Below are 24,270 nucleotides of genomic sequence, written 5' to 3' on the forward strand. Positions count from 1 at the left end.
AATTTTCCAGGCACAGTAAGTTGTCTGTGCCTGCATGTACGGGGTTTGGTTGTCTCGACAAATAATTATCGCAAGAATAACAGTAATAGGGGAAAGTGATGGCTGTATATGACTATGATGTCATTGTAATCGGATCCGGTCCTGCCGGTGAAGGCGCGGCAATGAATGCGGCGAAAAAGGGGCGTCGTGTAGCCGTAATAGAGTCTCAGGATTCAGTGGGTGGTAACTGTACCCATAAAGGCACTATCCCTTCCAAGGCGCTGCGTCACTCAGTCAAGCAGATCATTGAGTTCAACACCAACCCTATGTTCCGTGATATCGGCGAACCTCGCTGGTTTTCCTTTCCTAAAGTGCTTAAGCGTGCCGAAAAAGTTATCTCAAACCAGGTCATGATGCGCACTAATTTCTATGCCCGCAATCGTATAGATCTGTTTTTTGGTCAGGCAGAGTTTGCTGATAAAAATACTGTATTGGTGACGGGTACGGTTAAGGGTAATGAAACCCTGCGGGCTAAAAACATCATTATTGCTACCGGCTCGCGGCCTTATAAGCCGGATGATATCGACTTTAATCATCCGCGTATCTATAACAGCGATACTGTACTGACCCTCAGTCATACTCCCCGGACGCTTATTATTTATGGTGCCGGTGTTATCGGTTCTGAATACGCTTCTATCTTCAGTGGTTTGGGCGTTAAGGTCGATCTTATCGATTCGATGGACCGCCTGTTATCTTTTCTGGATGCTGAGATCTCCGATTCACTGAGTTATCACCTGCGTAATAATGCGGTGAAGATACGCCATAATGAAGTCTATGAAAAAGTTGTCGCTGATGAGCGAGGCGTAACTCTGACGCTGCGTTCAGGCAAAATGATCCGGGCGGATGCTTTTCTCTGGTGTAATGGGCGTAGCGGTAACACCGACATGCTGAAGCTGGAAAATATCGGTCTGGAGGCGAACAGTCGGGGGCAGATTGAGGTCGATGAACACTACCGGACCAAGTCAGAAGGGATCTATGCCTGTGGTGATGTGATCGGCTGGCCTGCGCTGGCATCTGCGGCGCTTGACCAGGGGCGTGCAGCGTCTTCAGATATGCTCAATGCAGAGGATTTCCGTTACATTAATGATGTGCCCACCGGTATCTATACTATTCCAGAGATCAGCTCTATCGGTAAAACCGAGGAGCAACTGACGGAAGAGTGTGTGCCTTATGAAGTTGGACAGGCCTTTTTCAAGGATACCGCCCGTGCGCAGATTTCCGGTGAGCCGGTGGGGATGCTGAAGATTCTGTTCAACCGGGATACGCTGGCAATATTGGGTATCCACTGCTTTGGAGACCAGGCTTCTGAGATCGTACATATCGGTCAGGCGATTATGAATCAGGCGGGCGAAGCGAATACCATAAACTACTTCGTCAACACCACCTTTAACTATCCGACCATGGCAGAAGCCTATCGGGTAGCAGCCATTGCAGGGTTGAACCGTATCTCCAATCTGTAACAGAATGGCAATAAAAAACCGCCTCATTGGGCGGTTTTTTTGTCTGTATTATCGATCAGTGGTATCGTCGTCGGGTTTTTCAGGCGTTTTATAGAAGCCATCCTCATAATACTTACCGGTTACACCGAGTTTTCTTTCAATCCAGCGATTGTAGTGTTTCCAGAGGAAGAAACCGGGGGTCATACCGATCATGATCCCCAGCATCAGTCCGGCTCCGGCATACTTTTCTGGCATCTGAGCCGTCACCCAGTCGTAAAATCCAGTGCTGTCGATCACCAGATAATAAGCGATAAGAAACAGCAAACCAAACCCTGTGGCGATGTGATGTAACAGCTTGTTATGGGTACTGCTATCGGAACTGTTTAAGTTGTCAGACATTGATTTGGTTATCCAAGGTAACGGTGTACTCTGATGCTTGGCAGAAAGGGCTGAGGATCTATTTTCAGATCACTGCGTTCCACCCGACTGCGCGTTTCAGGCGGTGTAAGCGGTGGCTCATTATACGCGGGGAGGGTGGGGTTATCACTGTTAAGGGCGATAATAATCGGCAATGATGTATTCAGCGCTTTACGCAGGGTGCTGTCTTTGTGTTTCCAGACCGGATTGGCCCGCATAACCGGTACCTGGTTTTGAACCTGTGCCAGCATATCGCCGGGCCGTAGCTGACCGACAGCCTGTAACTGCATCTGAATATGGGGTTGACTGGTGTCCAGTTTTAGCAGTTTTTCTTCAGCTTCTCTGGGGGTGAGTTTGCGAATGCTGCGGCCGCTGCTGTACCAGCTGAAACCGATGCGGCTGGGGCAGGTTTCAAACAGCGGTATCTGACGATAACACTGCTTGAGATGAAGTCTTGATGCACCATGGCGATGCAACATCGCGGCGAGCGTTTCACTGCGTCGGTGAAGCAGTTGCAGGGTATCGGCGGACTGGCTCAGTTGATAACGGGTTGCGAGGGATTGAAAATCAGCTTTCGCGGAATTAAGTCTGAGAGTCGCCTGAATCAGATCAGGATTGGCACCGATCATGCCGTGCTGAGTGAGTGTGGTACGGCCGTCCTGTCCGTCGCGATACCAGATATCTGTATAGAGGCTGGCCGCTTGTGGCAGGCTGCGGGCTGTTTCGCCCGGTAACCAGAAGGGCAGTTTACTGTTTAGTAGTTGCTCAGAGAAACATAGCAGAGCCTGATTAAGCTGGTTGAGACTTTCAAGCAGTTCAACCGTATCAGTACTGCTCATCGTTCTGCTGTCGTTCGCGGGTCTGGCTGGTGAGAATATAGCGGGCAACAATCATCCGGCTGCTTTCGGGCATATCGCTGAATTCGATACCAATTTTGTATTGGCCCTGTTCATTTTTTTCGCCACTATAGAGAACCTGTCCATACAGCAGTAAGCCTGAGTAGGTTTCTTCAAATACGACTTTGAGAGCGAGATAGCTTTTAAGAGGGATCGGCTCTTTACTGTAAAAACTCATGCCGCCTTCACTCAGGTTGATCTCCTGAGTCGTCAGATTTTCAAATTCCACATCACTTTTAGCGATGGCATGAGCGATGGCATCAATCTTGTTGTTCATGTTTTCGAGATAGGTCGCAACCAGAGGGTCTTTCTGAGCGATTTTGCGCAGCTGATAACTGTTGTCCTGGCTAAACTCCTGAAGCTGAGTCAGTAACAAAAAGAAGGGGGAAACCTGAAACTGCGTCGGCAGACGGCCGTGTTGCATCTCATCTTCCGTGATGACTTTATAGTCTACCGCTACTTTGCCGTTGATGCGGAAATACTGGCGACGTTCCTGGTTCAAAATACAGCCCTCGTGAATTGGTCACTTTTCCTGAGTATAACGAATATTATTCTGATTTTGTTAGAGAATTTTATCAGTCTGTGATTTAATCCCGGCCATGTTTAGACCATTCTCTCTGTACGTTGGGTTGCGGTATACCTCAGCCAAACGGAACAACAACTTTATTTCATTTATCTCGCTGGTCTCAATGCTGGGACTGATGCTGGGAGTTGCTGCGCTGATTGTTGTGCTTTCGGTGATGAACGGCTTCGACCGTGAACTGAAAGAACGTATTCTTGGCATGGTGCCCCATGGCACCATCTCTGACTATGGTCAGCCGCTGGAAAACTGGCAGGCAGTCGCTGCTAAGGTTAACCAGAAGGCTGGCGTCGTAGGCACTGCACCCTACATTCAGGCGCAGGGGATGCTGACAAACCGGGGTGTCGTTCGTGGCGTACTGATCAATGGTATAGAGCCTGAACTGGAAAAAAAGATCTCCATTCTGGATGAAAACATCAAAGCTGGCAGCCTGGATGCATTGAAGCCGAGAAGTTACGGTATTGTTCTGGGTGCATTACTGGCCCGTTCCATGGGCGTTTCTGTGGGCGATAAGGTAACGCTGGTGCTTCCCGAAGCTTCCATTAGTGTTGCCGGGATTATTCCGCGTCTGAAGCGTTTTACCGTTGTCGGAGTGTTTGAAGTCGGGGCCGAGCTGGATGCCAGTCTTGCCTATATCAATATCGAAGATGCAGCACGACTTAAACGGATGGACCGAGGTGTTGATGGTATCCGTCTGGAGTTTGACAACCTGTTTCAGGCACCCGCCAGAATCCGGCAGATTATTGCTGACCTGGGCGAGTTTTATCGGGCCAGTGACTGGACCCGTACGCACGGTAATCTGTTTCAGGCGATCCAGCTGGAAAAGAAGATGATCGGGCTGCTGCTATTTCTGATCGTGTTTGTGGCGGCATTCAATATTGTTTCGACGCTGGTGATGGTGGTAACTGACAAAAAAGGGGATATCGCTATCCTCAGGACACTGGGGGCAACACCGGGTCGAATCATGCGGATCTTTATGGTGCAGGGCACTGTCATCGGAGTGATGGGAACGCTGCTGGGATCGGTTCTGGGTATCCTGCTGGCGCTGACCATTACCGATATTATCGCCTGGATTGAACATACTTTTGGGATTCAGTTTCTCAGTGCGGATGTTTATTTCATTAGCTATCTGCCCTCACAACTACAGCTGGGTGATGTCGTGGTGATTATCTCTGTGGCCCTGGGAATCAGTTTCCTGGCAACCATCTACCCGGCCTGGCGGGCGTCCCGGACACAACCGGCGGAGGCGTTGCGTTATGAGTGATCTGGTTCTGCAGTGTATCGATCTGAAAAAGCGTTACGGTGATGGAGATATCGCAGTAGAGGTTTTGCGGGGGATAGAGCTTCAGGTAAAGCGGGGAGAGACCCTGGCGATAGTCGGCAGCTCCGGTTCCGGGAAGAGTACCCTGCTGAATATGCTGGGGGGACTTGATCTGCCCAGTTCCGGGGATGTTCGCGTTGACGACCAGTCTTTGTTTGAGATCAGTGAACAGGAGCGGGCACAGCTGCGCAACCGCTCACTTGGGTTTGTTTATCAGTTCCACCATCTGTTAGCAGAATTCAGCGCGCTTGAGAATGTAGCGATGCCCTTGCTTATCAGAGGGGAAGCGATCAGCAACGTGCGCGAACAGGCGACTGCAATTCTGCACTCGGTGGGGCTTTCTCATCGTCTTGAACATAAACCGTCGATGCTGAGTGGTGGTGAACGTCAGCGGGTGGCCATTGCCCGGGCGCTGGTCACTAACCCTGCCTGCGTGCTGATGGATGAGCCTACCGGTAATCTTGATCGTCATACCGCTCAGGAGGTGCAGGCGCTCATGGATAAACTGAACAACGAGTTTGGTATTTCGTTTGTGGTGGTGACCCATGATCCACAGCTCGCTGAAAAACAGGGACGGGTTGTTGAGCTGAAAGATGGTTTACTACAGCAACTGAACAGTTAAGAGGGTCAGACCGAACTATCTGTACGCTGAACGTTACGTTTCACGATTAAAGCCGGAATCTATTCCGGCTTTTTGCTCTGAGCAGTTTTGTCTGACTGCTTGCCAGGAGTGGCCTCATCGCTATCTTGCGATTCTTTATCCCGTATGAGTTTACGCAGTATAAACTTGCGGCTTTTTCGGTTGCGCCAGCTTTTATTGACATGCCAGACCCAGAATCGCTGCATCAGCAGATAACCCAGAGTTCCGCTGACAATACCACACACCAGTGAGCCGACCAGCAGAGGTAGCCAGATATGTTCCAGTTCAGCCTTAATCCACTCCATCGTTAACTCAAAATCTATAGCAACCGGGTCTACACCTAGAATCAGGGTGCCGATCCAGTAAGCGAAATAAAACATGGGGGGGATAGTGATCGGATTGGTCAGCCAGACCAGGCCCACTGAAATTGGCAGATTGCTGCGTACGAACAGAGCCGCGACTGCAGCAATAAGCATCTGTGATGGCAGCGGTATAAATGCACAGAATAAGCCTACGAAAAATGCCCTGCTGACGGACTTACGGGTCAGGTGCCACAGATTTGGGTCATGTATATGACTTCCAAGCCAGCTCAGGTAGCGGTTGGACTTGAGTTTACGCTCATCTGGCATAAATTTTCTGATAAGTTTGCGCGGCATCAGGAAGAAACTATAGTTAGCTGATGGGAGGGGCTCATTATGCCCCCTTACAAACTGTAAGCCAACCGGTAATCATGGATGATTGGTATCGCTTTGGGTGTTTTGCTGGTGGCCTGGCTGCCTCGGCTGATCTCATTTCCAACTCTGACTCTTCTGCTGACATTGCTACTGCTATGTTTACTACTGTCTTGCCGGGGCTTTTTATCCTCTGGGGTGCGAATCCAGATAGCAGGTTTGTTATTCGGGGTTATTTATGCCACTGGCTGGGGTTATCTCAATCTGAGTCAGCGCATGCCGATGGATATGCCGGCACAGGAGTTCTCGGTCAGCGGAACGGTTACAGGTTTGCCGCAAAACCGGCCCGCTATGATCCGCTTCAGCTTTGACGTAGACCACTACTCTCCCTCACTGCCTGGGGCTGATCTGAAGCATCTGCAACTGAGCTGGTATCACCCTGAGGGGGAAATTGTCCCGGGTCAGCAGTGGCTGTTTAAGGTCCGGCTGAAACCGCCACGAGGGCTGATGAATCCCGGTAGCAGTGATTATGAAACCCGCCTGTTTGCTGAACAGATTAATGCCCGGGGTTATCTGCTGTCTGCCAGACTGATTCGCGGACCCGGGGAGAGCGGGGCTCAGCAGATCGCCTACCTGAGATATCGGATTGCAGAGTGGCTAAGCCAGTTATCACTGACGGACAGAAGTGAAGCAACCATCAGGGCGTTATTGCTGGGGGACAAGCAGGGACTGAAGGATGACCAGTGGCGCGTTCTGCGACAAACCGGAACAGTCCATCTGGTGGTTATCAGTGGTCTGCATATCGCAATTGCCTGCCTGATCGGGTATTGGTTAGGCAGTTTGGTTCAGTGGCTGGCCGGGCGTGTTTTGCCGGGGCAGGCTGATATTCGTGCTTACCGTATTGTGCCTGCGTTACTGCTGGCATCCAGCTATGCGCTGCTGGCGGGGTTTAGTATTCCCACTCAGAGGGCGCTTATCATGGCGTTGTCTATGTTGTTGCCCGGGCTGTTTAACCGCCATCTGGGAATCTGGACGCGATTCCAGTTGGCACTGGTGATTGTTTTGTTGCTGCAACCCCTGAGCTTCTATCAGCCTGGTTTCTGGTTATCGTTTGCCGCAGTCGGGGCGTTGCTGTTGTCGACTACAACAAATCCAGTGAGTTATCGGCTTAAAGCTGTTGTTGCTACACAATGGTCAGTGTTTTTGGGCTTGTTCCCGCTGCTGTTGTTCTGGCTTGGTCAGGTTGCTCTGATCGCACCGCTGATCAATATCGTGGCGATTCCGTTACTCACCTTTATTCTGATTCCCGGCGTCGTACTGGGCGTGCTGCTCTGCCTGGTTAATGCTGAGCTGGGGAGCGCGCTGTTGAATGGGCTGTTGAACCAGTTTTGGTTATTGTTACAGGTCTGCGCTCCCTCTGATGGACAGGCGATGTTGTTCAGTCGTCCAGCTCTTTTGCCGGTACTGCTGGGCGGGTTGGCGGCGATATTGCTGAATCTGCCCCGCTGGATGGGCGTTGGTTTTTTTGCGCTGCTCATGCTGACTGTGCTGATTTTTCCACCTGAACAACCGGTTGATCAGGGCGACTTTCGGGCAACAGTAGCGGACGTTGGTCAGGGGCTTGCCGTACTGATTGAGACCAGTAGCAAAGCTGTACTGTTTGATACAGGTGCCGCGTATCGTGGTCGCAGTACTGCCCGTTTCACTCTGATACCGATGCTGGAAAGTCGCAATATCAGTCAGCTTGACCGGCTGATTATCAGCCATAAAGACAATGATCATGCGGGTGGCTATGCTGATCTGGCAGAAACATTCACAGTTAAGGCTCTGGATTCAGGTAGTCCGGCGATTCGACGCCGTCTACCCGCGCAACCTTGCGTACCTGGTGATAGCTGGGAGTGGGATGGTGTTCGCTTCAGCTATATTCAGCCTGCCGGTCTGAAGCAGACCAATGAAAATAACCGCTCCTGTGTGCTACTGGTACAGTCAGAAAACTGTTCGATTCTGATTCCTGGAGATATCGAGAGCAGTGTCGAGCAGCAGATCATGAATACGCATCCCGGTTTACATGTTAACTGGCTGGTTGCCGCTCATCATGGCAGCCGTTTTTCCAGTTCTGCCGAGTGGTTAAACGGTTTAAGACCGGACTGGGTACTGTTCAGTTCTGGTTTTGACAACCCATATGGGCATCCTGCCAGAGAGATTATTGATCGATTACAGCTGCTTAAGCTGAACTGGCTGAATACCTCGGACAGCGGCGCAGTGATTATTCAGGGTAGCGCAGACCATTGCCTGACCGAATCCTATCGAGATCAGAAAAAGCGTTACTGGTCAGCGGGTTAATCACTACTCTGGCGTGAGACTCTATGCTAGAGTATGGGCCGGTTTGAAGGAGGAGTTCTGGTGTTTGAGTTGATTCAATCCGGTGGTTGGCTGATGGTGCCAATTATCGCCTGTTCTATATTGTCTCTGGCGATCTGTCTGGAGCGTTTTTGGGTGCTGCAGAAGAAGCGGGTAGCGCCAGATAATCTGTTATCTGAAGTCTGGATGCGGGTACGCAGCGGTGAAATGACCCCTGAGCGCCTGCAGATGATCCGTAATGAAAGCTCGTTAGGGCAGATTATGGTCGCTGGTCTTAATAACTCCAATCATGGTCGCGAGATCATGCGGGAGAGTATTCAGGAAGCGGCTTATCACGTTATGCACCAGATGGAGCGATTTCTGAACTCGCTGGGCACTATCGCTGCTATCTCACCTCTGTTAGGGCTGTTAGGGACCGTTATCGGTATGATCAAAGTGTTTGCTGAGATCATGCTGCAGGGGACCGGCAATGCAAATGTGCTCGCCGGAGGCATCTCTGAAGCATTGATTACAACCGCTGCGGGTTTATCTGTAGCGATTCCGACACTGGTATTTCACCGTTATTTTCAACGTCGTGTTGAGACTCTGCTGATTGAGATGGAGCAGGAGTGTCAGAAACTGGTTGAAGTAGTTCACGGTGAGCGTGAAGTAGATTTCGAGTAACTGATGAGTCGATTGAAATTCAGACGTAAGCCGAAAGAAGAGGTTTCCGTTAACCTGACGCCATTGATCGATGTGGTTTTCCTGTTACTGATCTTCTTTATGGTATCCACCACGTTCACGAACGAGTCGCATCTGCAGATCAGTCTGCCGGAGGCCGATGGTGAGGCCTCTGAGACCCAGGCAGAATCCCTTGAGGTACTGATCAGTGTTGATGGTGGCTATACGGTGAATGGTCAGAGCCTGCTGAACAGTCAGCCGGACACCTTGCGCCGGGCGATTATCGATCAAGCCGGCGACAATCGTAAGCTGCCCTTTATTATCTCCGCTGATGCCAAAACACCGCACCAGTCGGTGGTTACCGTTATGGATGTTGCCGGTAAGCTAGGGTTCGCCGCGCTGAGTATTACGACCCAGCAACCGGCCGAGCAGTAAACATGGGGCTGGAGCAGGCCTGGTACAGAAGCAGTCGCTGGCTATGCCTTCTGCGCCCGCTGGAGTTGCTATTCCGTGGTATCGCAACCCGGCGACGACAGCGCTATCGGGATGGTTTGAAACCCAGCTGGACCGCGCCGGTACCGGTGATTGTCGTTGGTAATATCTCGGTCGGTGGAACCGGTAAGTCGCCACTGGTGATCTGGCTGGTCGAGTATCTGCGCCAGCAGGGCTATAAACCCGGTGTTATCAGCCGTGGATACCGTGCCACACCGCCGACGAACCCCTATTTTGTAACATCAGATTCAACCGCTGCTGAAGCGGGTGATGAGCCCCTGATGATCGTCCGTCGAACCCACGTTCCGCTGGTCATCTCGCCTGACCGGGTTGCTGCTGCAAAGCTGTTGCTGGAGCAGACCGGGTGCGATCTGATCATCAGTGATGATGGTTTGCAGCATTACGCACTGAACCGAACTCTGGAAATAGCAGTGATCGATGGTGTGCGGGGCTTTGGTAACCGGCGCTGCCTGCCTGAAGGTCCGCTCAGAGAGCCGGTAGAACGGTTGAATGATGTTGATCTGATCGTGGTAAACGGTGGCTCAGCGGAGACACTGCTGGATACCTCCCAGGCAGCTAAAGCGTTTAGTATGACGCTGCAACCGGGGCATTTGGTGTCATTATCATCCGATACTGCTGTCTCTGCGGACCAATGGAGTGGTTGTCGACAGGTTAATGCGGTAGCCGCAATTGGTAATCCTGAACGTTTTAGTCATACATTGAAAGCCTTAGGGTTTACGCCCGAGCTGCACAGTTTTCCTGATCACCATCATTTTAGTCAGAGTGATCTATCCTTTGAACAGCAGCTGCCGTTGATAATGACTGAAAAAGACGCAGTAAAGTGCGATCATATAGCACTTGAAAATAGCTGGTATCTGCAGGTTGATGCAGCGCTGGGGGAGGGCTTTTCAGTCTCTCTCGAACGACTGCTCAGCCGCTGACCCGCGACGTAACAATTATTACAGCACTTCACACAGAGGCACTAACGATGGATAAGAAACTGCTTGATATCCTGGTTTGTCCGGTATCTAAAGCACCGGTTGAGTGGAACAAAGAGACCAATGAACTGATCTGCCGCAGCTCCGGTCTGGCATACCCGATCCGTGATGATATTCCGGTGATGCTGGAGACCGAAGCTCGCACCCTGACCGCAGACGAACGTTTGGCGAAGTAGGTTACGATATGCCTTTTTCCGTTGTTATCCCTGCACGTTTTGGTTCATCCCGTTTTCCCGGTAAGCCGCTGGCGGAGATTGCCGGTAAGCCGATGGTTCAGCATGTCTATGAACGGGCCATTCTGAGCGAGGCTCAGCGGGTCATTATCGCCACCGATGATCAGCGTATAGCGGATGCTGCCAGCGGCTTCGGTGCCGAAGTCTGTATGACCTCGGCTAACCATCCTTCCGGCACAGACCGGCTACAGGAAGTGGTTCATTCGCTGGGGTTTTATGCTGATGATATTGTGGTAAACGTACAGGGGGACGAGCCTCTGATCCCACCCCGGGTGATCAATCAGGTGGCGCATAACCTTAGTGCCGTGACTGAGGCCAGCATTGCCACCCTGTGTGAGCCTATCAATGATATCGGGTCTGTACTCAACCCCAACGTAGTTAAAGTGGTGGCAGATTCCCGGGGACGGGCGCTCTACTTTAGCCGGGCACCGATTCCCTGGCCAAGAGATGCTTTTACCTCTCAGTCTGGGCGTGAAGTGATGCCTTCAGGTGTCAATTTTCAACGCCATATTGGTATCTATGCATACCGGGTTAAACTGCTGAATGACTTTGTCCAGTGGGCGCCAGCCCCCATTGAGGAAACCGAGTGCCTGGAGCAGTTAAGAGCGATGTGGAACGGCGCCGTTATCCATGTTGAAGAGGCGGATGAGTTACCTCCGGCAGGCGTTGATACACCGGAAGATCTGGAGCGTATTCGTCATCTGTTTGAACAATGATCTGCTAAAATAATCTCTATTGATTCAGAGCCAGTTTGCTAAGTAAGCTGGCGCGCTGGCTGATTTATTGAGGTGTCTTTATTCAACTGAACCAGCCTTAATGGCTGGTTTTTTTTCAACACTTAGCGTGAACTTATCTCATCCGTTGCCTGCCAAATCATTTTGCAACAGTTTGTTTTATAATGAGCAGTATTGAGACAGCTAAGTCTGCGCATCGTTAATTGTGAGAGTAAGTGCTTTGAAATATCAGGATAAAAGATCGGTTCTGTTTGTATGTCTGGGGAATATTTGCCGTTCTCCTACCGCTCATGGGGTGTTTCGTGCGCTGGTGGAACAGCGGGGCATGACTCACCTGATTGAGATCGATTCTGCCGGTACGGCAGCCTATCATATAGGCAATCCGCCTGATCACCGCTCAGTTACTGTCGCGCGTCAGCGAGGGTATGACCTGAGCGACCTGCGGGCGCGTCAGGCGATCAGTGCCGATTTTGATCATTACGATTACATCCTGGCGATGGATAAAGAAAATCTTGCAGAGCTTAAATCGATCTCTCCAGCAGGCTTTCAGGGGCACCTGGGGTTGTTTCTTGATCTTGCTGAGCTGGAGCTGCGTGAGGTGCCTGATCCCTATTATGGCGGCCCTGCAGGTTTTGATCGGGTGCTGGATCTGGTAGAAGCGGCCTCAGAGGCTCTGTTGGACCGTATCGCCAAAGAGCTGAAACAATGAGTCTTCTGTTTCAGGAAAATGTCTCTCTAAAGCCCTATAACAGTTTTGGTTTTGACGTTTCAGCACGCTACTTCGCGCTTCTGGACAGTGCTGAACAACTTGGCGATGTCCGGGATTTTGTTCAGCAGCACAATATGCCGGTACTGTTTATCGGCGGTGGCAGTAACCTTGTTCTGACCGCGGACCTGGATCAACTTGTGGTTGTTAACCGTATTCAGGGGATGCAGATAACTCCTGGTCAGGACGGTGAGCTGCTGGTTACCGCAGGTGGAGGGCAGGACTGGCACGGTTTTGTGCGCTGGTGTCTGGAGCAGGGAGCGTACGGTCTGGAAAATCTCTCGCTTATACCCGGTACCGTGGGTGCAGCACCGGTTCAGAATATCGGTGCTTATGGGGTAGAGATTAAAGATCGGATGGTGGGTCTTGAGGCATTTGATCTGGAGACGGGTCAGCAGGTTTATTTCGCCACTGCGGAGTGCCAGTTTGATTATCGTGACAGCATCTTTAAAAGCCGTTTTCCCGGTCGGTATCTTATTACATCGGTGACCTTTGCTCTGAGTTCTGAGTTTAATCCTGTACTGCACTATGGCGGCATCGCTCAGCAGTTAGAGGCGCGCAATATGACTGAGATTGAGCCTATACAGCTCAGTGACCTGATCTGTGAAGTGCGTAATAGTAAACTGCCACAGCCAGAGTTACTGGGCAATGCGGGGAGTTTCTTTAAAAATCCGGTTATCCCTGAGCAACAGGCTGAACAGTTGCAAAAGGATTTTCCGCAGATGGTTGTTTTTGCGGATAAGCCTGGCTATTGCAAACTTGCGGCTGGCTGGCTGATCGATCAGTTGGGCTGGAAAGGGCGTCGCGAGGGCGGGGCAGGTGTGTATGAGAAGCAGGCGCTGGTGCTGGTAAATCATGGCAGTGCCACCGGAGCCGAGATCGTCGAGCTGGCGGGGGCAATTCAGGCCGACGTATACAAGCAGTTTGGGGTGATGCTGGAGATAGAACCCCGCTGCTATCCCTGACAGGGGCTGTCGCTCTGCTTCCTGTTATAAACCATAAACATAAAAAAGCCGGCGAATCGCCGGCTTTTTTGTCGTTACTGAATTCAGCTATCGCTGTTTTCCTGTAGACGCGGGTCATTAGGTGCCCGACGCTGACGGCGCTGACGAGGTGCTGCCTCTTCAGGAGCTTTGGTCGGTGGCGCTTCGCGGCGTGGGCGGGCGGTCATGACTTCGTCAGGCGCAACCGTTGGCGCAGTCAGGTCAGGGCGTTTACGAACGCGACGACCGGCTGGGCGGCTGGGTTGCTCTTCCTCCGCGGGGGCTTCAGCTGTAGCCTGTTGTGCTTCCTCTGCTTCCGCTTCAGCATCAGTGTCGGTCGTTTCAACTACCGCTTGTTCTGCGGCTTCAGGCTTGGGCTGTTCCTCTGTCGCTTCGTCAGACTGAACAGAGGTGCTCTCTTCAGCTTTTTCTGGTTCTGCTACTGCGGGTGCAGCTTCTTCCGCCTTCAGCGATTCAGGTTCTAAGAGCGCAGGTTCCAGGAGCTCAGGCTGCGGAGCTTCTGCTGCAACCTCAGGTGTTGCCGCGGGCTCTTCAGTCTCACTCTCAGCCGTTTCAGGCGCTTCAGTAGCCGTTGTCGCTTCGACAACTGCAGTCGTCTCTGCGGCTTCAGTTGTGTCAGTGTCTGGCTGGGCAGAAGCTTCTGCTTGTGGCTGTTCCACCTGGATATTAGCTTCGGACGCTTCAGTTTCTGTGGCGTCTGTTGATACCTGCTCTGCTACTTCAGAGTTAGCAGAAGAGCTAACGGTTGTTTCAGTCGCTTCCGTAGTCTGAGTGCTGTCAGTGCTGTTCTCAGTATCTGTAGCCTCTTTTTTAGGTCCGCGACGGCGCTGACGGCGCTTGCGAGGTGCATCTTCCGTCATAGTCTCTTGTTGAGTGTCAGCAGCCACTGCTGGCTCTTCAGTCTGAGGCTTGGCGGTTGTCTCTGCCGTTTCATTCAGCTGTGTGCTGTTTTCGGAAGCATTAGTTTCAGACGCATTAGAATCGCTGGTGCGTTTGCCGCTACGCTCGCCGCGACGACGACGTCCACGACGGCGTTCACCACGGGCGCGACCATCTTCGTTCTGTTCCGCAGGCTTGTTATCGTCACTGCCTTTCTGAGGCTCACTCTGCTGAGCAGTGTTCTGTTCCTCAGTTTTATCCTGCTGCGGTTTCTTGTCCCGTTCGCCGCGGCGACGGTTGCGTGAGCGTCCACGTCCTGACTCTTCGCGAGACTCATCGCGATCAGATGTGTTCTGCGAGTCACTGCTGTCAGACAGGTTATCGATGATCTTATCGCTGTCACGACGTTGATTGCGATTACGATCACGATCGCGGTCACGACGGTTGCTGGTCCGCTTGCGGCTGCGCTGCTTCTTATTGCGCTCCTCTTGCTCCTGCTCCTGTTTGGCTTTTTCCTGTGCCAGTCGCTCTTTCTCTTTGGCGTCTTCTGAACTGCCAAAGAGGCTACCCAGCGCGGTAAAGATGCGACTGGTCAGGGAGGCTTCAGCAGGCTTTTGCTGAACAGCTTCTGGAGCCGGTTGAGGAGCTGCTACCTGAGCTGGTGCCGGTGTTGATGGGGCTACCGTGCTGACAGCAGCGCGCTCGCGTATAGGTTGAGTTCTGGCGCTTTCAACTTCCGGTTCCTCTTCTGGTTCCGGTTGCAGGGTGTAGCTGGCATCATTGGTGTTGATCACGGTGTGATCATCGCGCAGGCGAACCACTTCATAATGCGGCGTTTCCATGTTTGGATTGGGGACAACCACAACCCGAACTTTGTGACGCACTTCAACTTCATGAACTTCACGACGTTTCTCGTTGAGCAGGAAGGTGGCCACGGAAACCGGCAGAATCGCACGAATCTGTGCGGTGCGGTCTTTCGATGACTCCTCCTCGATCAGACGCAGGATAGAGAGCGCGAGTGATTCAGTATCGCGTACAGTGCCCTGGCCGTTACAGCGTGGGCAAACGGCGCCACGACTCTCAATCAGGGAAGGCCGCAGTCTCTGACGGGACATCTCCATCAGACCGAAACGTGAAATGCGGCCCAGTTGTACACGGGCGCGGTCTACTTTCAGCGCGTCGCGCATCCGGTTCTCAACTTCCCGCTGGTTTTTGATAGGTGTCATATCGATGAAGTCGATCACGATCAGACCACCGATATCCCGCAGGCGCAGCTGGCGGGAGATCTCATCAGCCGCTTCCAGGTTGGTCTGCAGGGCGGTCTCTTCGATATCACTACCGCGGGTTGCGCGGGCAGAGTTGATATCGATGGATACCAGTGCTTCAGTGGGGTCTATAACAATAGAACCACCGGAGGGCAGATGAACTTCACGCTGGAAAGCAGTTTCAATCTGGCTCTCAATCTGAAAACGGTTGAACAGGGGGATCGACTCATCATAGAGTTTGATCTTGTTCTGATAACTAGGCATCACCTGCTGCACGAAGTTCAGGGCTTCCTGATACACTTCCGGCTTATCGATCAGTACTTCACCGATATCCTGACGCAGGTAGTCACGGATTGCGCGGATGACAACATTACTTTCCTGATAGATCAGGAAGGGCGCTTTACGCTCTTCAGCTGCACTGGTGATTGCATCCCAGAGGGTCATCAGGTAATCCAGATCCCACTGCAGCTCTTCAGAGGTGCGGCCAATACCGGCGGTGCGCACAATCGCTCCGGTTTTTGGTGGAATGGTCACACCGTCCAGAGCTTCTTTCAGCTGTTTGCGGTCATCACCTTCGATACGACGGGAGATACCGCCAGCGCGTGGGTTGTTTGGCATTAATACCAGATAACGGCCAGCCAGGCTGATGAAGGTTGTGAGCGCCGCGCCTTTGTTGCCGCGCTCTTCCTTATCAACCTGAACAATAACTTCGGTTCCTTCAGCAATTACATCCTTGATATTCGGACGACCGCCTTTATCGGAGCCTTTTTTGAAGTATTCGCGTGAGATCTCTTTGAGGGGCAGAAAACCATGGCGTTCGGAGCCATATTCGACAAAAGCAGCTTCGAGGCTGGGTTCAACCCGGGTAATTTTGCCTTTGTAGATGTTGGCTTTTTTCTGTTCGCGGGAACTGGATTCAATATCCAGATCATAAAGGCGCTGGCCATCGACCAGAGCAACGCGCAACTCTTCTTGTTGAGTCGCGTTAATTAGCATTCTTTTCATTGTTTGTTAGCGTTCTCTTATAACACTAACGTACTTCATCCAGCCGCAAGCCACACAGAGAGGTGCCTGTAGAGTCTATCCAGACACAGAAAACCAAGTCTTCGTAACGACTTATCTGCTCAACTTAATGCCGGGTTGCATAGCGATGCGACCAGGTCTTATCGACGGTGAAGGAAACAGTTGCCTCATATCGACCTCTTATTTCGAGTCTGATCAGGCTGTTGCTGCCGTCTGTCTATTGGCAGGTTCCGGGCAACTGACATCTTCACCTCCAACTGGTTTTGCCATTCAGGGCATTGCCAACTGGATGAAATACGTAGTAATTCTCTTAAATTGATGCTGTACGAGGGATTCAAACCGATTATTTGCCTGATTCTAAGAACTAAATTGCAAAATAACCGGGAATTTCAAATTAGCTAAAGCCAACTGCCCGCAGCAGCGCTAGAATATAGCAGCTTAAACAGATAGCATCAATCGAAAGGTCCGATATCCCATTAATATGTCAGAAGAAACAGCAGTATCAGCCCCCGCAGTCCAATGGTTTGAAATCGATTCAGAGTTAGCCGGGCAGCGGATCGATAATTTCCTGCGCACCCGTTTGAAAGGTGCCCCTAAAACATTGATCTACAGGATCTTACGTAAAGGTGAGGTGCGGGTTAATAAAAAGCGCATTAAACCGGACTATCGTTTACAGGATGGCGATCTGGTCAGAGTGCCACCTATCAGGCTTAGCGAAGAGAAACCGCAGGCAACCGTCAGTGATAAGCTAAAGCAGCGGGTAGAAAGCTCAATTCTGTTTGAAGATGACGATCTGATAGTGATCAATAAACCGTCAGGGCTGGCGGTTCATGGAGGCAGTGGCATCAGTCTTGGGTTGATCGAAACTATTCGTCAGATCCGGCCGGACGCGCGTTTCCTTGAACTGGTTCACCGGCTCGATCGGGATACCTCTGGTTGCATTATGGTGGCTAAGAAACGCAGTGCGCTCCGGTTTTTACATGCGGCACTACAAGCCAAGAAGATCACTAAGATCTACCACGCCCTGGTTGAGGGTAAGTGGTCGGCGAGAAAAACCAAAGTCGATGCGCCACTGCAAAAAAATGAACTAAAATCCGGTGAGCGGATCGTAAAAGCCCACCCTATGGGTAAAGCGTCGCTGACCGAATATAAAGTGTTACAACGCTTTGACGGTCTGGCAACTTTAGTGGAGGCGCGGCCTATTACCGGGCGGACACATCAGATTCGTGTTCACTGTCAGTTTGCAGGTCATCCTATCATTGGCGATGATAAGTACGGCACTGACCCGGTTAATCGGGAGATGAAAGGGTATGGTATCCGTCGCCTGTTTCTTCATGCCGCTGAGTTACGTGTACCTCTGCCATCCGGTGGCAGAAAAATTTTCCACGCACCTTTAGGGGATGAGCTGGAAAATGGGTTAAAAAATTTGCAGAAAACTGACGGGCAATCATCAGCCCGGTAAGGCGTTATTAATGAGTCAACAGATCAACACCGAAGAATTTAACAAAGCAGCAGATGCCATATTAAAAAATGGCAAGGCGCCGACTACAACTGAATTGGCAAAACTATTTGGCGTCGAGCCAGAACAACTGGAAGGGCTGCTGTCGCAGTGGTGGACGGTACTGCCTGACCGGATGCGAATGTTCGGAGATTCTACCCCCCGAATGCCCGAACTTCCGGAATCTCTGGTGCATAGCTTTGAGTCAATGTGGCAACTGGCGGTTCAGGAAGCTCAGTCGGCTCTGTCCACTGATAAGCAGTATCAGCAGCTGGCCAGCGAAGATGCCCGCCGGCAATCAGAGTCGGAGCTGTTTAAGGCGCAGAGTCAGCAAGCAGAGATGGATCAGAACTATCGTGATCTGCAGCAGCAGCTGTTACAGGAAAAGCATCAGGTAGAGGTGCTCGACGCCGAGATATCGGTGCTGAAAATTAATCTGACTACGGCAACCTCGGAACAGAAGGCGGAAGAGCAGCGCCGCCTCAATGTTGAGCAGGAGCTTAACTTGCTGCAGAAAAAAATCGACGACTCTAAACGTACTTTTGATCAGCGCATCATTGAAGAACAGCGCCATGGTCTGGATCAGGTTGCCAAAGCGGAAGCAGACACCCGTTATTACCGCAGTGCACTGGAAAAGTTTCGTGATGAATGTGGCCGTAAAGAGTCCGCGCTGACCAAGGATATTCATAATCTGCAGGCCGTTGTGGCCAAGAAAGATGTCAAACTGGAGACCTATAAAAATCAGATTAAGTCTCTGGAAACTGAGTTAAAACGCTATAAAACAGAAGACAGCCAGAGCCTGCGGGAAAGAAGCCAGTTAAGCAGCCAGTTACTCTCAGAACAGAACCGCAGTAAGCGCCTTGAAGATAAAGTTGATGAGATGAAAGAGGAGCTTAAACGGGTCAACCAGAAAAACCTGCTGGCCGTAAACGACGCCTCCCGGCGTGAAAATATGCTGCGTGGGCAGTTAAAGGATAAGGCCGAAGAGGTTATGCGGGCTACGGCACGGCTATCGACGCTGGAAAAAAAGATGACCACCTACGAGGAAGAGATCCGCAAGCTGCGCAGTCGTCTGACCTGATCAGGCTTAGCCGCACACGGATATAAGACCGGTTACGGCGATTGCTACTGATGTCTGACGTACTAAAGAGAGGTTTTTTGATAGAGATAACGGTGTATTATAATCAATAGTTATTAGAATACAGTTTTATCTTTATTGGAGGTATAAATGAAGCTGCAGCAGTTACGTTACATCTGGGAAGTAGCCAGGCATGATCTGAATGTCTCTGCGACTGCCCAGAGCCTTTATACCTCTCAGCCGGGTATCAGCAAACAGATTCGTCTGCTGGAAGATGAACTGGGGGTGGAGGTGTTTGCCCGTAGCGGAAAACACCTTACCCGGGTAACACCCGCCGGCGAGGCGATTCTGGAAGTAGCCGGTGATATTCTGCGTAAAGTTGAAAGCATCAAGCAGGTTGCCCAGGAGTTCAGTGATGAGAAGATGGGCAGTCTTGATCTGGCAACGACTCATACTCAGGCGCGTTATGCACTACCGGTGACGATCAACAGTTTCATGAAAAACTATCCCGATGTCTCCCTGCATATGCATCAGGGAACTCCGATGCAGATAGCGGAGATGGCGGCAAATGGCTCAGTCGACTTTGCCATTGCAACCGAAGCGATGTCGCACTTTAATGATCTGATCATGATGCCCTGTTACCGCTGGAACCGGTCCGTTGTGGTACCGAAAGATCACCCTCTGGCTCAGGTATCCAGACTGACGCTGCAGGATGTGGCTCAGTACCCCATTGTGACTTATGTGTTTGGTTTTACCGGACGATCCAAGCTGGATGATGCCTTTAGCCGGGAGGGACTGGAACCCAAAGTGGTATTTACTGCAGTTGATTCCGACGTCATCAAAACCTATGTCCGTCTGGGGCTGGGTGTTGGGATTATCGCTACCATGGCGTTTGATGAACAGCAGGATCAGGATCTCGTCTGTCTTGATGCCAGCCATCTGTTCGAGTACAGCACCACCAAGATCGGTTTTCGTAAAGGGACATTTCTGCGGGGGTATATGTACGACTTTATCCAGCAGTTTGCGCCGCACCTTACTCCCGAAGTGGTCAGGCAGGTTCAAGCTTGTAGTAACCGGGCTGAGATCGAGGAAGTTTTTGCCCATCAACAACTGCCGGATCTCTGATCGATCTGTTGTTTTAGTCTACCTGTACAGGTCTGTGACGCGTGTCGGAACACTTCTCTCTGATCTTTAATCTGTCAGACTGTCTCGCTGTTGCTGAGTCCGGGACCTTAGCCCTTCCTCTGATCGATTTTTTACGCCTGAGGCTTACACCTGCGGATGTTGACCGCCTGCCTGAGCTTTTTGCCAGCGGCTGTATATGCGTCGACAATGAGGTCGTTTCGGCGGATTTTAATCTGTTGGGTGGTGCAATGGTGCGTGTCAGTCTGCCGGGTCATCGTGAAGATGACGTCGATGCCGGTTGGCGCTTACTGTGGCAAAACAGTGAACTGATGGCGGTGTATAAGCCTCATCTGCTGCCGGTGAGCCGGACCACCCGTAATCTCTACAACACTCTGATCTCGCTGGTAAGGCGACAAACGCCCTATTATGATGCCCGGCTATTACACAGGCTGGATAGCGAAACGGCGGGTGTGGTCCTGTTGGCCAAGCATGCCTCAGCGGATCGTCGCTGGAAGCCTCGTCTGGATCAGTTGATTACCGGGAAGATCTACCACGCCTGGGTTGCAGGAATCCCTGTCTGGCAGACAAAAACGCTGCTGTGCGACCTGTCTGAAAGAGCGGGTAGTGCCATTCGCAGTCAGGTCTATGTGGTGGATGCTAGCGATAGCGGACACTTTGTGAAACCGCGCCACAGTAAAACGGCATTCAGGGTGTTATATTCAGAGGCCGGCAACGCGCTGATTGAGTGCCGCCTGTATACCGGGCGAAAACACCAGATTCGGGCTCAGCTGAGTTATCTGGGTCATCCGGTGCTGGGAGATAAAATCTATGGACACCGGGGATATTTCTATCTGAAAAGGATAGAGGAGGGGCTTGATGATACCGATTTCAGGGTACTCGGCAGTCGCTATCACCGGCTTCAGGCGGTTGAGTTTACCCTGAATATTGATGGTGACCGGGTGAAGGTCGCGTTGCCCGCTCAACCCTGAGCGGGCAGCGTTCAGATTAAAATGCAGCCATCAGTTTCCTGTAACTGTTGCAGCGGTCTTCAAAGTCATGGGTGACGTTAACCAGCATCAGCTCTTCTGCATTGTAGTGATCGGCCAGTCGCTCAAGTTCTTCACGGCACTGTCTGGCTGAACCGCTGACCACCGAATCGAGGGTTTCCTGATAATAAGCCTGATCCGATAGCGGCAGTTTGTTATAAAGACTGAGTGCCTCTTCAGGGCTACGGATATGCTCACGGATACCGTGCCGGAACGCCATCACTTTCCAGTACATGTTCGGGGCCGCCAGGTAGGCGGCTTCCTCCTTGCTGTCGGCGCAGAGACAGGCAACTGAGAGAATAGTCTGCGGTTGCTCCAGCCCCTTACCATTGGGCCGGAATCTGGCTTTATAGCGTTCAAAGATCTCTGCCGGACGTTCATGGGTGCCGATAAACAGCGCCAGTACAAACCCCAGTCCCAATTCTGCCGCCAGGTCGACACTGCCGCTGCTGGAGCCCAGTGTCCAGAGTTGAGGGGCTGCAGCACCCACCGGGGTGGCGTTGATGCCGTAAAAAGGGTGTTCCCCGGGCAGATTATCATGTACAAAGCCGCTCAGATCGCTGAGCAGATGAGGATACAGCTCGGCGCTGTTTGGCCGGTTAGGAAAGGCTAATGCTCTGCTGGTCTGGTCAGTGCCGCCGGGTGCCCGGCCAACGCCGAGATCGATTCTGCCCGGATTAAGCGCTTCCAGCGTGCGAAACACTTCCGCCACTTTGAGGGGGCTGTAGTGGGATAGCATAACGCCACCACTGCCGACGCGGATATTCTGAGTATTCTGGGCGATATGGGCGATCAGAATTTCAGGGCAGGAGCTGGAGTAGCTGGCGGTATCATGGTGTTCTGCAATCCAGAAACGGTGATAGCCCAACTCCTCACACAGCTGCGCCAAACGGATAGAGTAGTGCAATCCCTGACTTTGAGACTGACCATTATGAGCTGGGGACTGATCTACTACGCTAAGCTTAAACGGCATTAGTGACTCCTGCAGGGGTGAAGCCCGCCTGATCGATAGCTGAAAGTGCGATCATCTTATCCTCAGCGGCACTGCCACCAGAGATGCCGATCCCGCCGATCAGTTTGCCCTGCTGGAAGACCGGTTCACCACCGGCGAACAGAATCAGGCCACCGTTGGTTTGCTCAAAACTATCCAGCTGCTGCTCCCGTACCAACTGACCGAGAGCCTCGGTAGGGGCGCCAAACAGCACTGCGCTACGGGCCTTTTTCTGGGCAATATCAACCGACCCCAGAGGTGAACCATCCATTCGCAGGAAGGCGCAAAGGTTGCCTCCCGGATCGCAAACGGCAATGTTCACATTTACGCCGGCGTTGCGGGCGGTGGTAAGCGCCAGCGTAAGCAGTTGCTGGCTTTGTTCAGATAACATCTATTCAACCTCTATATTCAGTTTTTTTAGGCGGTAGGCCAGCGTTGGGCGGGTGATATCCAGCATACGGGCGGCTTCTGCAACATTGTTTTCCGCTTCGGATAGTGCAAATCGCACCAGCGCTTCTTCAATTTTTTCTAACGATCCACACTGTTCAAGTGCCTGCATTGTCCAGCTGGTGGCTCCATGCTCTGGTGCGGGAGCAGAGTCGATAAGGGTGCCTGACTTTGATAACACCTGGCTGCTGCCGTCCTGACGCATACTGGGAAACAGATAGTCGGCATCGATAGTTTCGCTGTCTTCAGCCAGTATGACTCCCCGCTCGATGATGTTTTCAAGTTCACGGATGTTGCCGGGCCAGTCATAGTTAAGCAGCGCTTTGGTCGCCAGATCAGAGAGTCCCAGAGTTTTTTTACCGTAGAGTGCTTCGTACTTTTGCAGGAAGTGCGCCGCCAGCAGCGGGATATCCTCATGCCGCTGGCGTAACGACGGGATATCGATCGGATAAACATTCAGCCGGTAGTAAAGGTCTGCCCGGAACCGGCCGGCTTCAACGGCTTGCGCCAGTGACTCATTGGTTGCTGCAATCACCCGCACATCAACGGTACGGGTCTGGGAATCGCCTACCCGTTCCAGTTCACCCTCCTGTAATACCCGCAGCAGTGCCGCCTGAGCACGGGGGCTCAGCTCGACCACTTCGTCGAGGAAGATGGTGCCAAGATGGGCGCGCTCAAAACGCCCCTCACGACTGGTGTTAGCGCCGGTAAATGCACCTTTCTCGACGCCAAACAGTTCCGCCTCAATCAGGTCCGGGGGGATGGCGGCACAGTTAACGGCGATAAAGGGCTGGGATGAACGGCCGGAGCTGTCATGGATACCTTTGGCAACCAGTTCTTTCCCCACGCCTGTTTCGCCCTGTAGAAGCACTGAAACCTTGCCGGTTGCCGCTTTCTTCGCCAGTTTACACACCTGCTTAAATGCGCCGGATTTACCAATCAGGTTGCCCAGACTCGGGGTGTCATCTACCTGATGGCGTAACTCGGTAACCTGATTCTGAAGATCGTAAAGCTCTTCGATGATGGGGGCTGTTTTAAAATAGTCGCGGTAGGTTTGATGGTCCTCCCATTCAGCAGCGGGCTTACCCTCAAACAGGCAATGCTGATCGCCACAGCCGCGACAGTGAATCTCTTTAAAGATAATCTCCTGTCCCAGCAGTTCTGAGGCGAAGCTGCTGGTATGACCCACCAGCGCCCAGCAGGCGGGTCCGTCTGTCAGGCCCAGCTCGGAGATAAACATTTCAGCTTCGTAAGAATCATGCATGTTCAGCAGGGCATAAAAATGCTGATTGGCCGGGTCAATCTCCAGCTTTAGCTCTTCAACTTTCACGGAGCCTTTTAATGAGTCCAGCTGAAAACCGGTGCGGAACAACTCCTCGGGCTCAATATCGCCGGCCAGCCGTTTAACCAGTTCGGCGTCTTTCTGTCCCAGGCTGTAACCCAGACGCATAAAAAAGCCTTTGGCCCGCTCCAGACCGACGGTGAGGATCTGTTCTTTGCGAAAGGTGGTCAGTGACGCCATCTGCATCAACAGCATGCGCTGTTCGCCAAACCAGACGGTGCCGTCATGGTTCTGGAATCTGACCTGTTTGGACAGTTGTTTGATATCAGGATGCTTTATATTCAGATGTTTGGTTGCGATGTTCATTAAATAAGCACTCTGCATT

Annotated in this window: 23 protein-coding genes; 15 read left to right on the plus strand and 8 right to left on the minus strand. The window is 51.9% G+C overall.

All coding sequences use genetic code 11. From position 1 onward, the window contains the following. Nucleotides 1–98 precede the first annotated feature (98 nt). A complete protein-coding gene (gene sthA / locus BMY09_RS11850) occupies nucleotides 99–1,499 on the plus strand; it encodes a Si-specific NAD(P)(+) transhydrogenase (protein ID WP_091358336.1) in 1,401 nt (466 codons plus the stop codon). Between the two features lie 48 nt (nucleotides 1,500–1,547). Here sthA and BMY09_RS11855 read toward each other — a convergent pair whose 3' ends face one another. The 3 genes from BMY09_RS11855 to BMY09_RS11865 are packed head-to-tail and all read right to left on the minus strand — an operon-like array spanning nucleotide 1,548 to nucleotide 3,293. Beyond that, complete coding sequence (locus BMY09_RS11855; protein ID WP_091358337.1) at nucleotides 1,548–1,877, minus strand: hypothetical protein; 330 nt, start codon at nucleotides 1,875–1,877, stop codon at nucleotides 1,548–1,550. An 8-nt stretch (nucleotides 1,878–1,885) separates the two neighbouring features. Beyond that, nucleotides 1,886–2,734 carry a hypothetical protein gene (locus BMY09_RS11860; protein WP_091358340.1) on the minus strand — a complete coding sequence of 283 codons (849 nt, stop codon included), beginning with the start codon at nucleotides 2,732–2,734 and terminating at the stop codon, nucleotides 1,886–1,888. Further along, a complete protein-coding gene (locus tag BMY09_RS11865; protein WP_091358342.1) occupies nucleotides 2,721–3,293 on the minus strand; it encodes a PilZ domain-containing protein in 573 nt (190 codons plus the stop codon). The genes BMY09_RS11860 and BMY09_RS11865 overlap by 14 nt, the downstream gene beginning before the upstream one ends. 97 nt (nucleotides 3,294–3,390) lie before the next feature. On the opposite strand from BMY09_RS11865, the gene BMY09_RS11870 reads away from it, so the two are divergent. Then, nucleotides 3,391–4,635 (plus strand): lipoprotein-releasing ABC transporter permease subunit, encoded by a 1,245-nt coding sequence (locus BMY09_RS11870; protein WP_091358344.1) that lies wholly within the window; start codon nucleotides 3,391–3,393, stop codon nucleotides 4,633–4,635. Further along, on the plus strand, nucleotides 4,628–5,314 hold the full coding sequence (gene lolD, locus BMY09_RS11875; protein WP_091358347.1) for a lipoprotein-releasing ABC transporter ATP-binding protein LolD: 687 nt from the start codon (nucleotides 4,628–4,630) through the stop codon (nucleotides 5,312–5,314). The genes BMY09_RS11870 and lolD overlap by 8 nt, the downstream gene beginning before the upstream one ends. Before the next feature lie 59 nt (nucleotides 5,315–5,373). On the opposite strand, the gene BMY09_RS11880 is transcribed toward lolD, so the two are convergent. Next, nucleotides 5,374–5,961, minus strand: coding sequence for a DUF2062 domain-containing protein (locus BMY09_RS11880; RefSeq protein ID WP_245756570.1), 588 nt, complete (start codon nucleotides 5,959–5,961; stop codon nucleotides 5,374–5,376). A gap of 105 nt (nucleotides 5,962–6,066) precedes the next feature. Here BMY09_RS11880 and BMY09_RS11885 point away from each other — a divergent pair, with 105 nt between their 5' ends. From BMY09_RS11885 to murB, 8 genes are all read left to right on the plus strand, one after another. Beyond that, complete coding sequence (locus BMY09_RS11885; RefSeq protein ID WP_091358353.1) at nucleotides 6,067–8,346, plus strand: DNA internalization-related competence protein ComEC/Rec2; 2,280 nt, start codon at nucleotides 6,067–6,069, stop codon at nucleotides 8,344–8,346. 60 nt (nucleotides 8,347–8,406) lie between these two features. Then, the gene (locus BMY09_RS11890) at nucleotides 8,407–9,027 is read left to right on the plus strand and encodes a MotA/TolQ/ExbB proton channel family protein (RefSeq protein ID WP_091358608.1); all 621 of its coding nucleotides are present in this window, start codon (nucleotides 8,407–8,409) and stop codon (nucleotides 9,025–9,027) included. A 12-nt stretch (nucleotides 9,028–9,039) separates the two neighbouring features. Beyond that, entirely contained in the window at nucleotides 9,040–9,459 is a 420-nt protein-coding gene (locus BMY09_RS11895; protein WP_091358356.1) for an ExbD/TolR family protein, read from the plus strand. Nucleotides 9,460–9,461: 2 nt separating this feature from the next. Continuing rightward, nucleotides 9,462–10,457 (plus strand): tetraacyldisaccharide 4'-kinase, encoded by a 996-nt coding sequence (lpxK, locus tag BMY09_RS11900; RefSeq protein ID WP_091358359.1) that lies wholly within the window; start codon nucleotides 9,462–9,464, stop codon nucleotides 10,455–10,457. Between the two features lie 47 nt (nucleotides 10,458–10,504). Further along, a complete protein-coding gene (locus BMY09_RS11905) occupies nucleotides 10,505–10,690 on the plus strand; it encodes a Trm112 family protein (RefSeq protein WP_091358362.1) in 186 nt (61 codons plus the stop codon). Nucleotides 10,691–10,698: 8 nt separating this feature from the next. Further along, a complete protein-coding gene (kdsB, locus tag BMY09_RS11910) occupies nucleotides 10,699–11,463 on the plus strand; it encodes a 3-deoxy-manno-octulosonate cytidylyltransferase (protein ID WP_091358365.1) in 765 nt (254 codons plus the stop codon). Nucleotides 11,464–11,701: 238 nt separating this feature from the next. Then, nucleotides 11,702–12,190: a low molecular weight protein-tyrosine-phosphatase gene (locus tag BMY09_RS11915; protein ID WP_091358368.1), complete on the plus strand. Its 489-nt coding sequence runs from the start codon at nucleotides 11,702–11,704 to the stop codon at nucleotides 12,188–12,190. Then, nucleotides 12,187–13,212, plus strand: a complete 1,026-nt coding sequence (murB, locus tag BMY09_RS11920) for a UDP-N-acetylmuramate dehydrogenase (RefSeq protein WP_091358371.1) — start codon at nucleotides 12,187–12,189, stop codon at nucleotides 13,210–13,212. Before BMY09_RS11915 ends, murB begins: the two co-directional genes overlap by 4 nt. Nucleotides 13,213–13,295: 83 nt before the next feature. On the opposite strand, the gene rne is transcribed toward murB, so the two are convergent. Continuing rightward, nucleotides 13,296–16,400, minus strand: a complete 3,105-nt coding sequence (rne, locus tag BMY09_RS11925; protein WP_338024146.1) for a ribonuclease E — start codon at nucleotides 16,398–16,400, stop codon at nucleotides 13,296–13,298. 499 nt (nucleotides 16,401–16,899) lie between these two features. On the opposite strand from rne, the gene rluC reads away from it, so the two are divergent. The 4 genes from rluC (at nucleotide 16,900) to BMY09_RS11945 (ending at nucleotide 21,108) form a co-directional block, all read left to right on the plus strand. After that, nucleotides 16,900–17,880: a 23S rRNA pseudouridine(955/2504/2580) synthase RluC gene (gene rluC, locus BMY09_RS11930; RefSeq protein ID WP_091358375.1), complete on the plus strand. Its 981-nt coding sequence runs from the start codon at nucleotides 16,900–16,902 to the stop codon at nucleotides 17,878–17,880. 10 nt (nucleotides 17,881–17,890) lie between these two features. After that, complete coding sequence (locus BMY09_RS11935) at nucleotides 17,891–18,997, plus strand: DNA-binding protein (RefSeq protein ID WP_091358378.1); 1,107 nt, start codon at nucleotides 17,891–17,893, stop codon at nucleotides 18,995–18,997. A 147-nt stretch (nucleotides 18,998–19,144) separates the two neighbouring features. Continuing rightward, complete coding sequence (gene cysB, locus BMY09_RS11940; RefSeq protein WP_091358381.1) at nucleotides 19,145–20,119, plus strand: HTH-type transcriptional regulator CysB; 975 nt, start codon at nucleotides 19,145–19,147, stop codon at nucleotides 20,117–20,119. Nucleotides 20,120–20,160: 41 nt separating this feature from the next. Continuing rightward, nucleotides 20,161–21,108 carry an RluA family pseudouridine synthase gene (locus BMY09_RS11945; protein ID WP_091358383.1) on the plus strand — a complete coding sequence of 316 codons (948 nt, stop codon included), beginning with the start codon at nucleotides 20,161–20,163 and terminating at the stop codon, nucleotides 21,106–21,108. A gap of 16 nt (nucleotides 21,109–21,124) precedes the next feature. Here BMY09_RS11945 and BMY09_RS11950 read toward each other — a convergent pair whose 3' ends face one another. Genes BMY09_RS11950 through BMY09_RS11960 form a run of 3 tightly spaced genes read right to left on the minus strand, consistent with a single transcriptional unit; the run spans nucleotide 21,125 to nucleotide 24,251 of the window. Next, the gene (locus tag BMY09_RS11950; protein WP_091358386.1) at nucleotides 21,125–22,138 is read right to left on the minus strand and encodes an LLM class flavin-dependent oxidoreductase; all 1,014 of its coding nucleotides are present in this window, start codon (nucleotides 22,136–22,138) and stop codon (nucleotides 21,125–21,127) included. Beyond that, complete coding sequence (locus tag BMY09_RS11955; RefSeq protein WP_091358389.1) at nucleotides 22,128–22,547, minus strand: GlcG/HbpS family heme-binding protein; 420 nt, start codon at nucleotides 22,545–22,547, stop codon at nucleotides 22,128–22,130. Before BMY09_RS11955 ends, BMY09_RS11950 begins: the two co-directional genes overlap by 11 nt. After that, nucleotides 22,548–24,251 (minus strand): sigma-54-dependent Fis family transcriptional regulator, encoded by a 1,704-nt coding sequence (locus tag BMY09_RS11960; RefSeq protein WP_091358392.1) that lies wholly within the window; start codon nucleotides 24,249–24,251, stop codon nucleotides 22,548–22,550. Nucleotides 24,252–24,270 lie beyond the last annotated feature (19 nt).

The sequence above is a fragment of the Amphritea atlantica genome (assembly GCF_900111095.1).
GTDB classification, from domain to species: Bacteria; Pseudomonadota; Gammaproteobacteria; order Pseudomonadales; family Balneatricaceae; genus Amphritea; species Amphritea atlantica.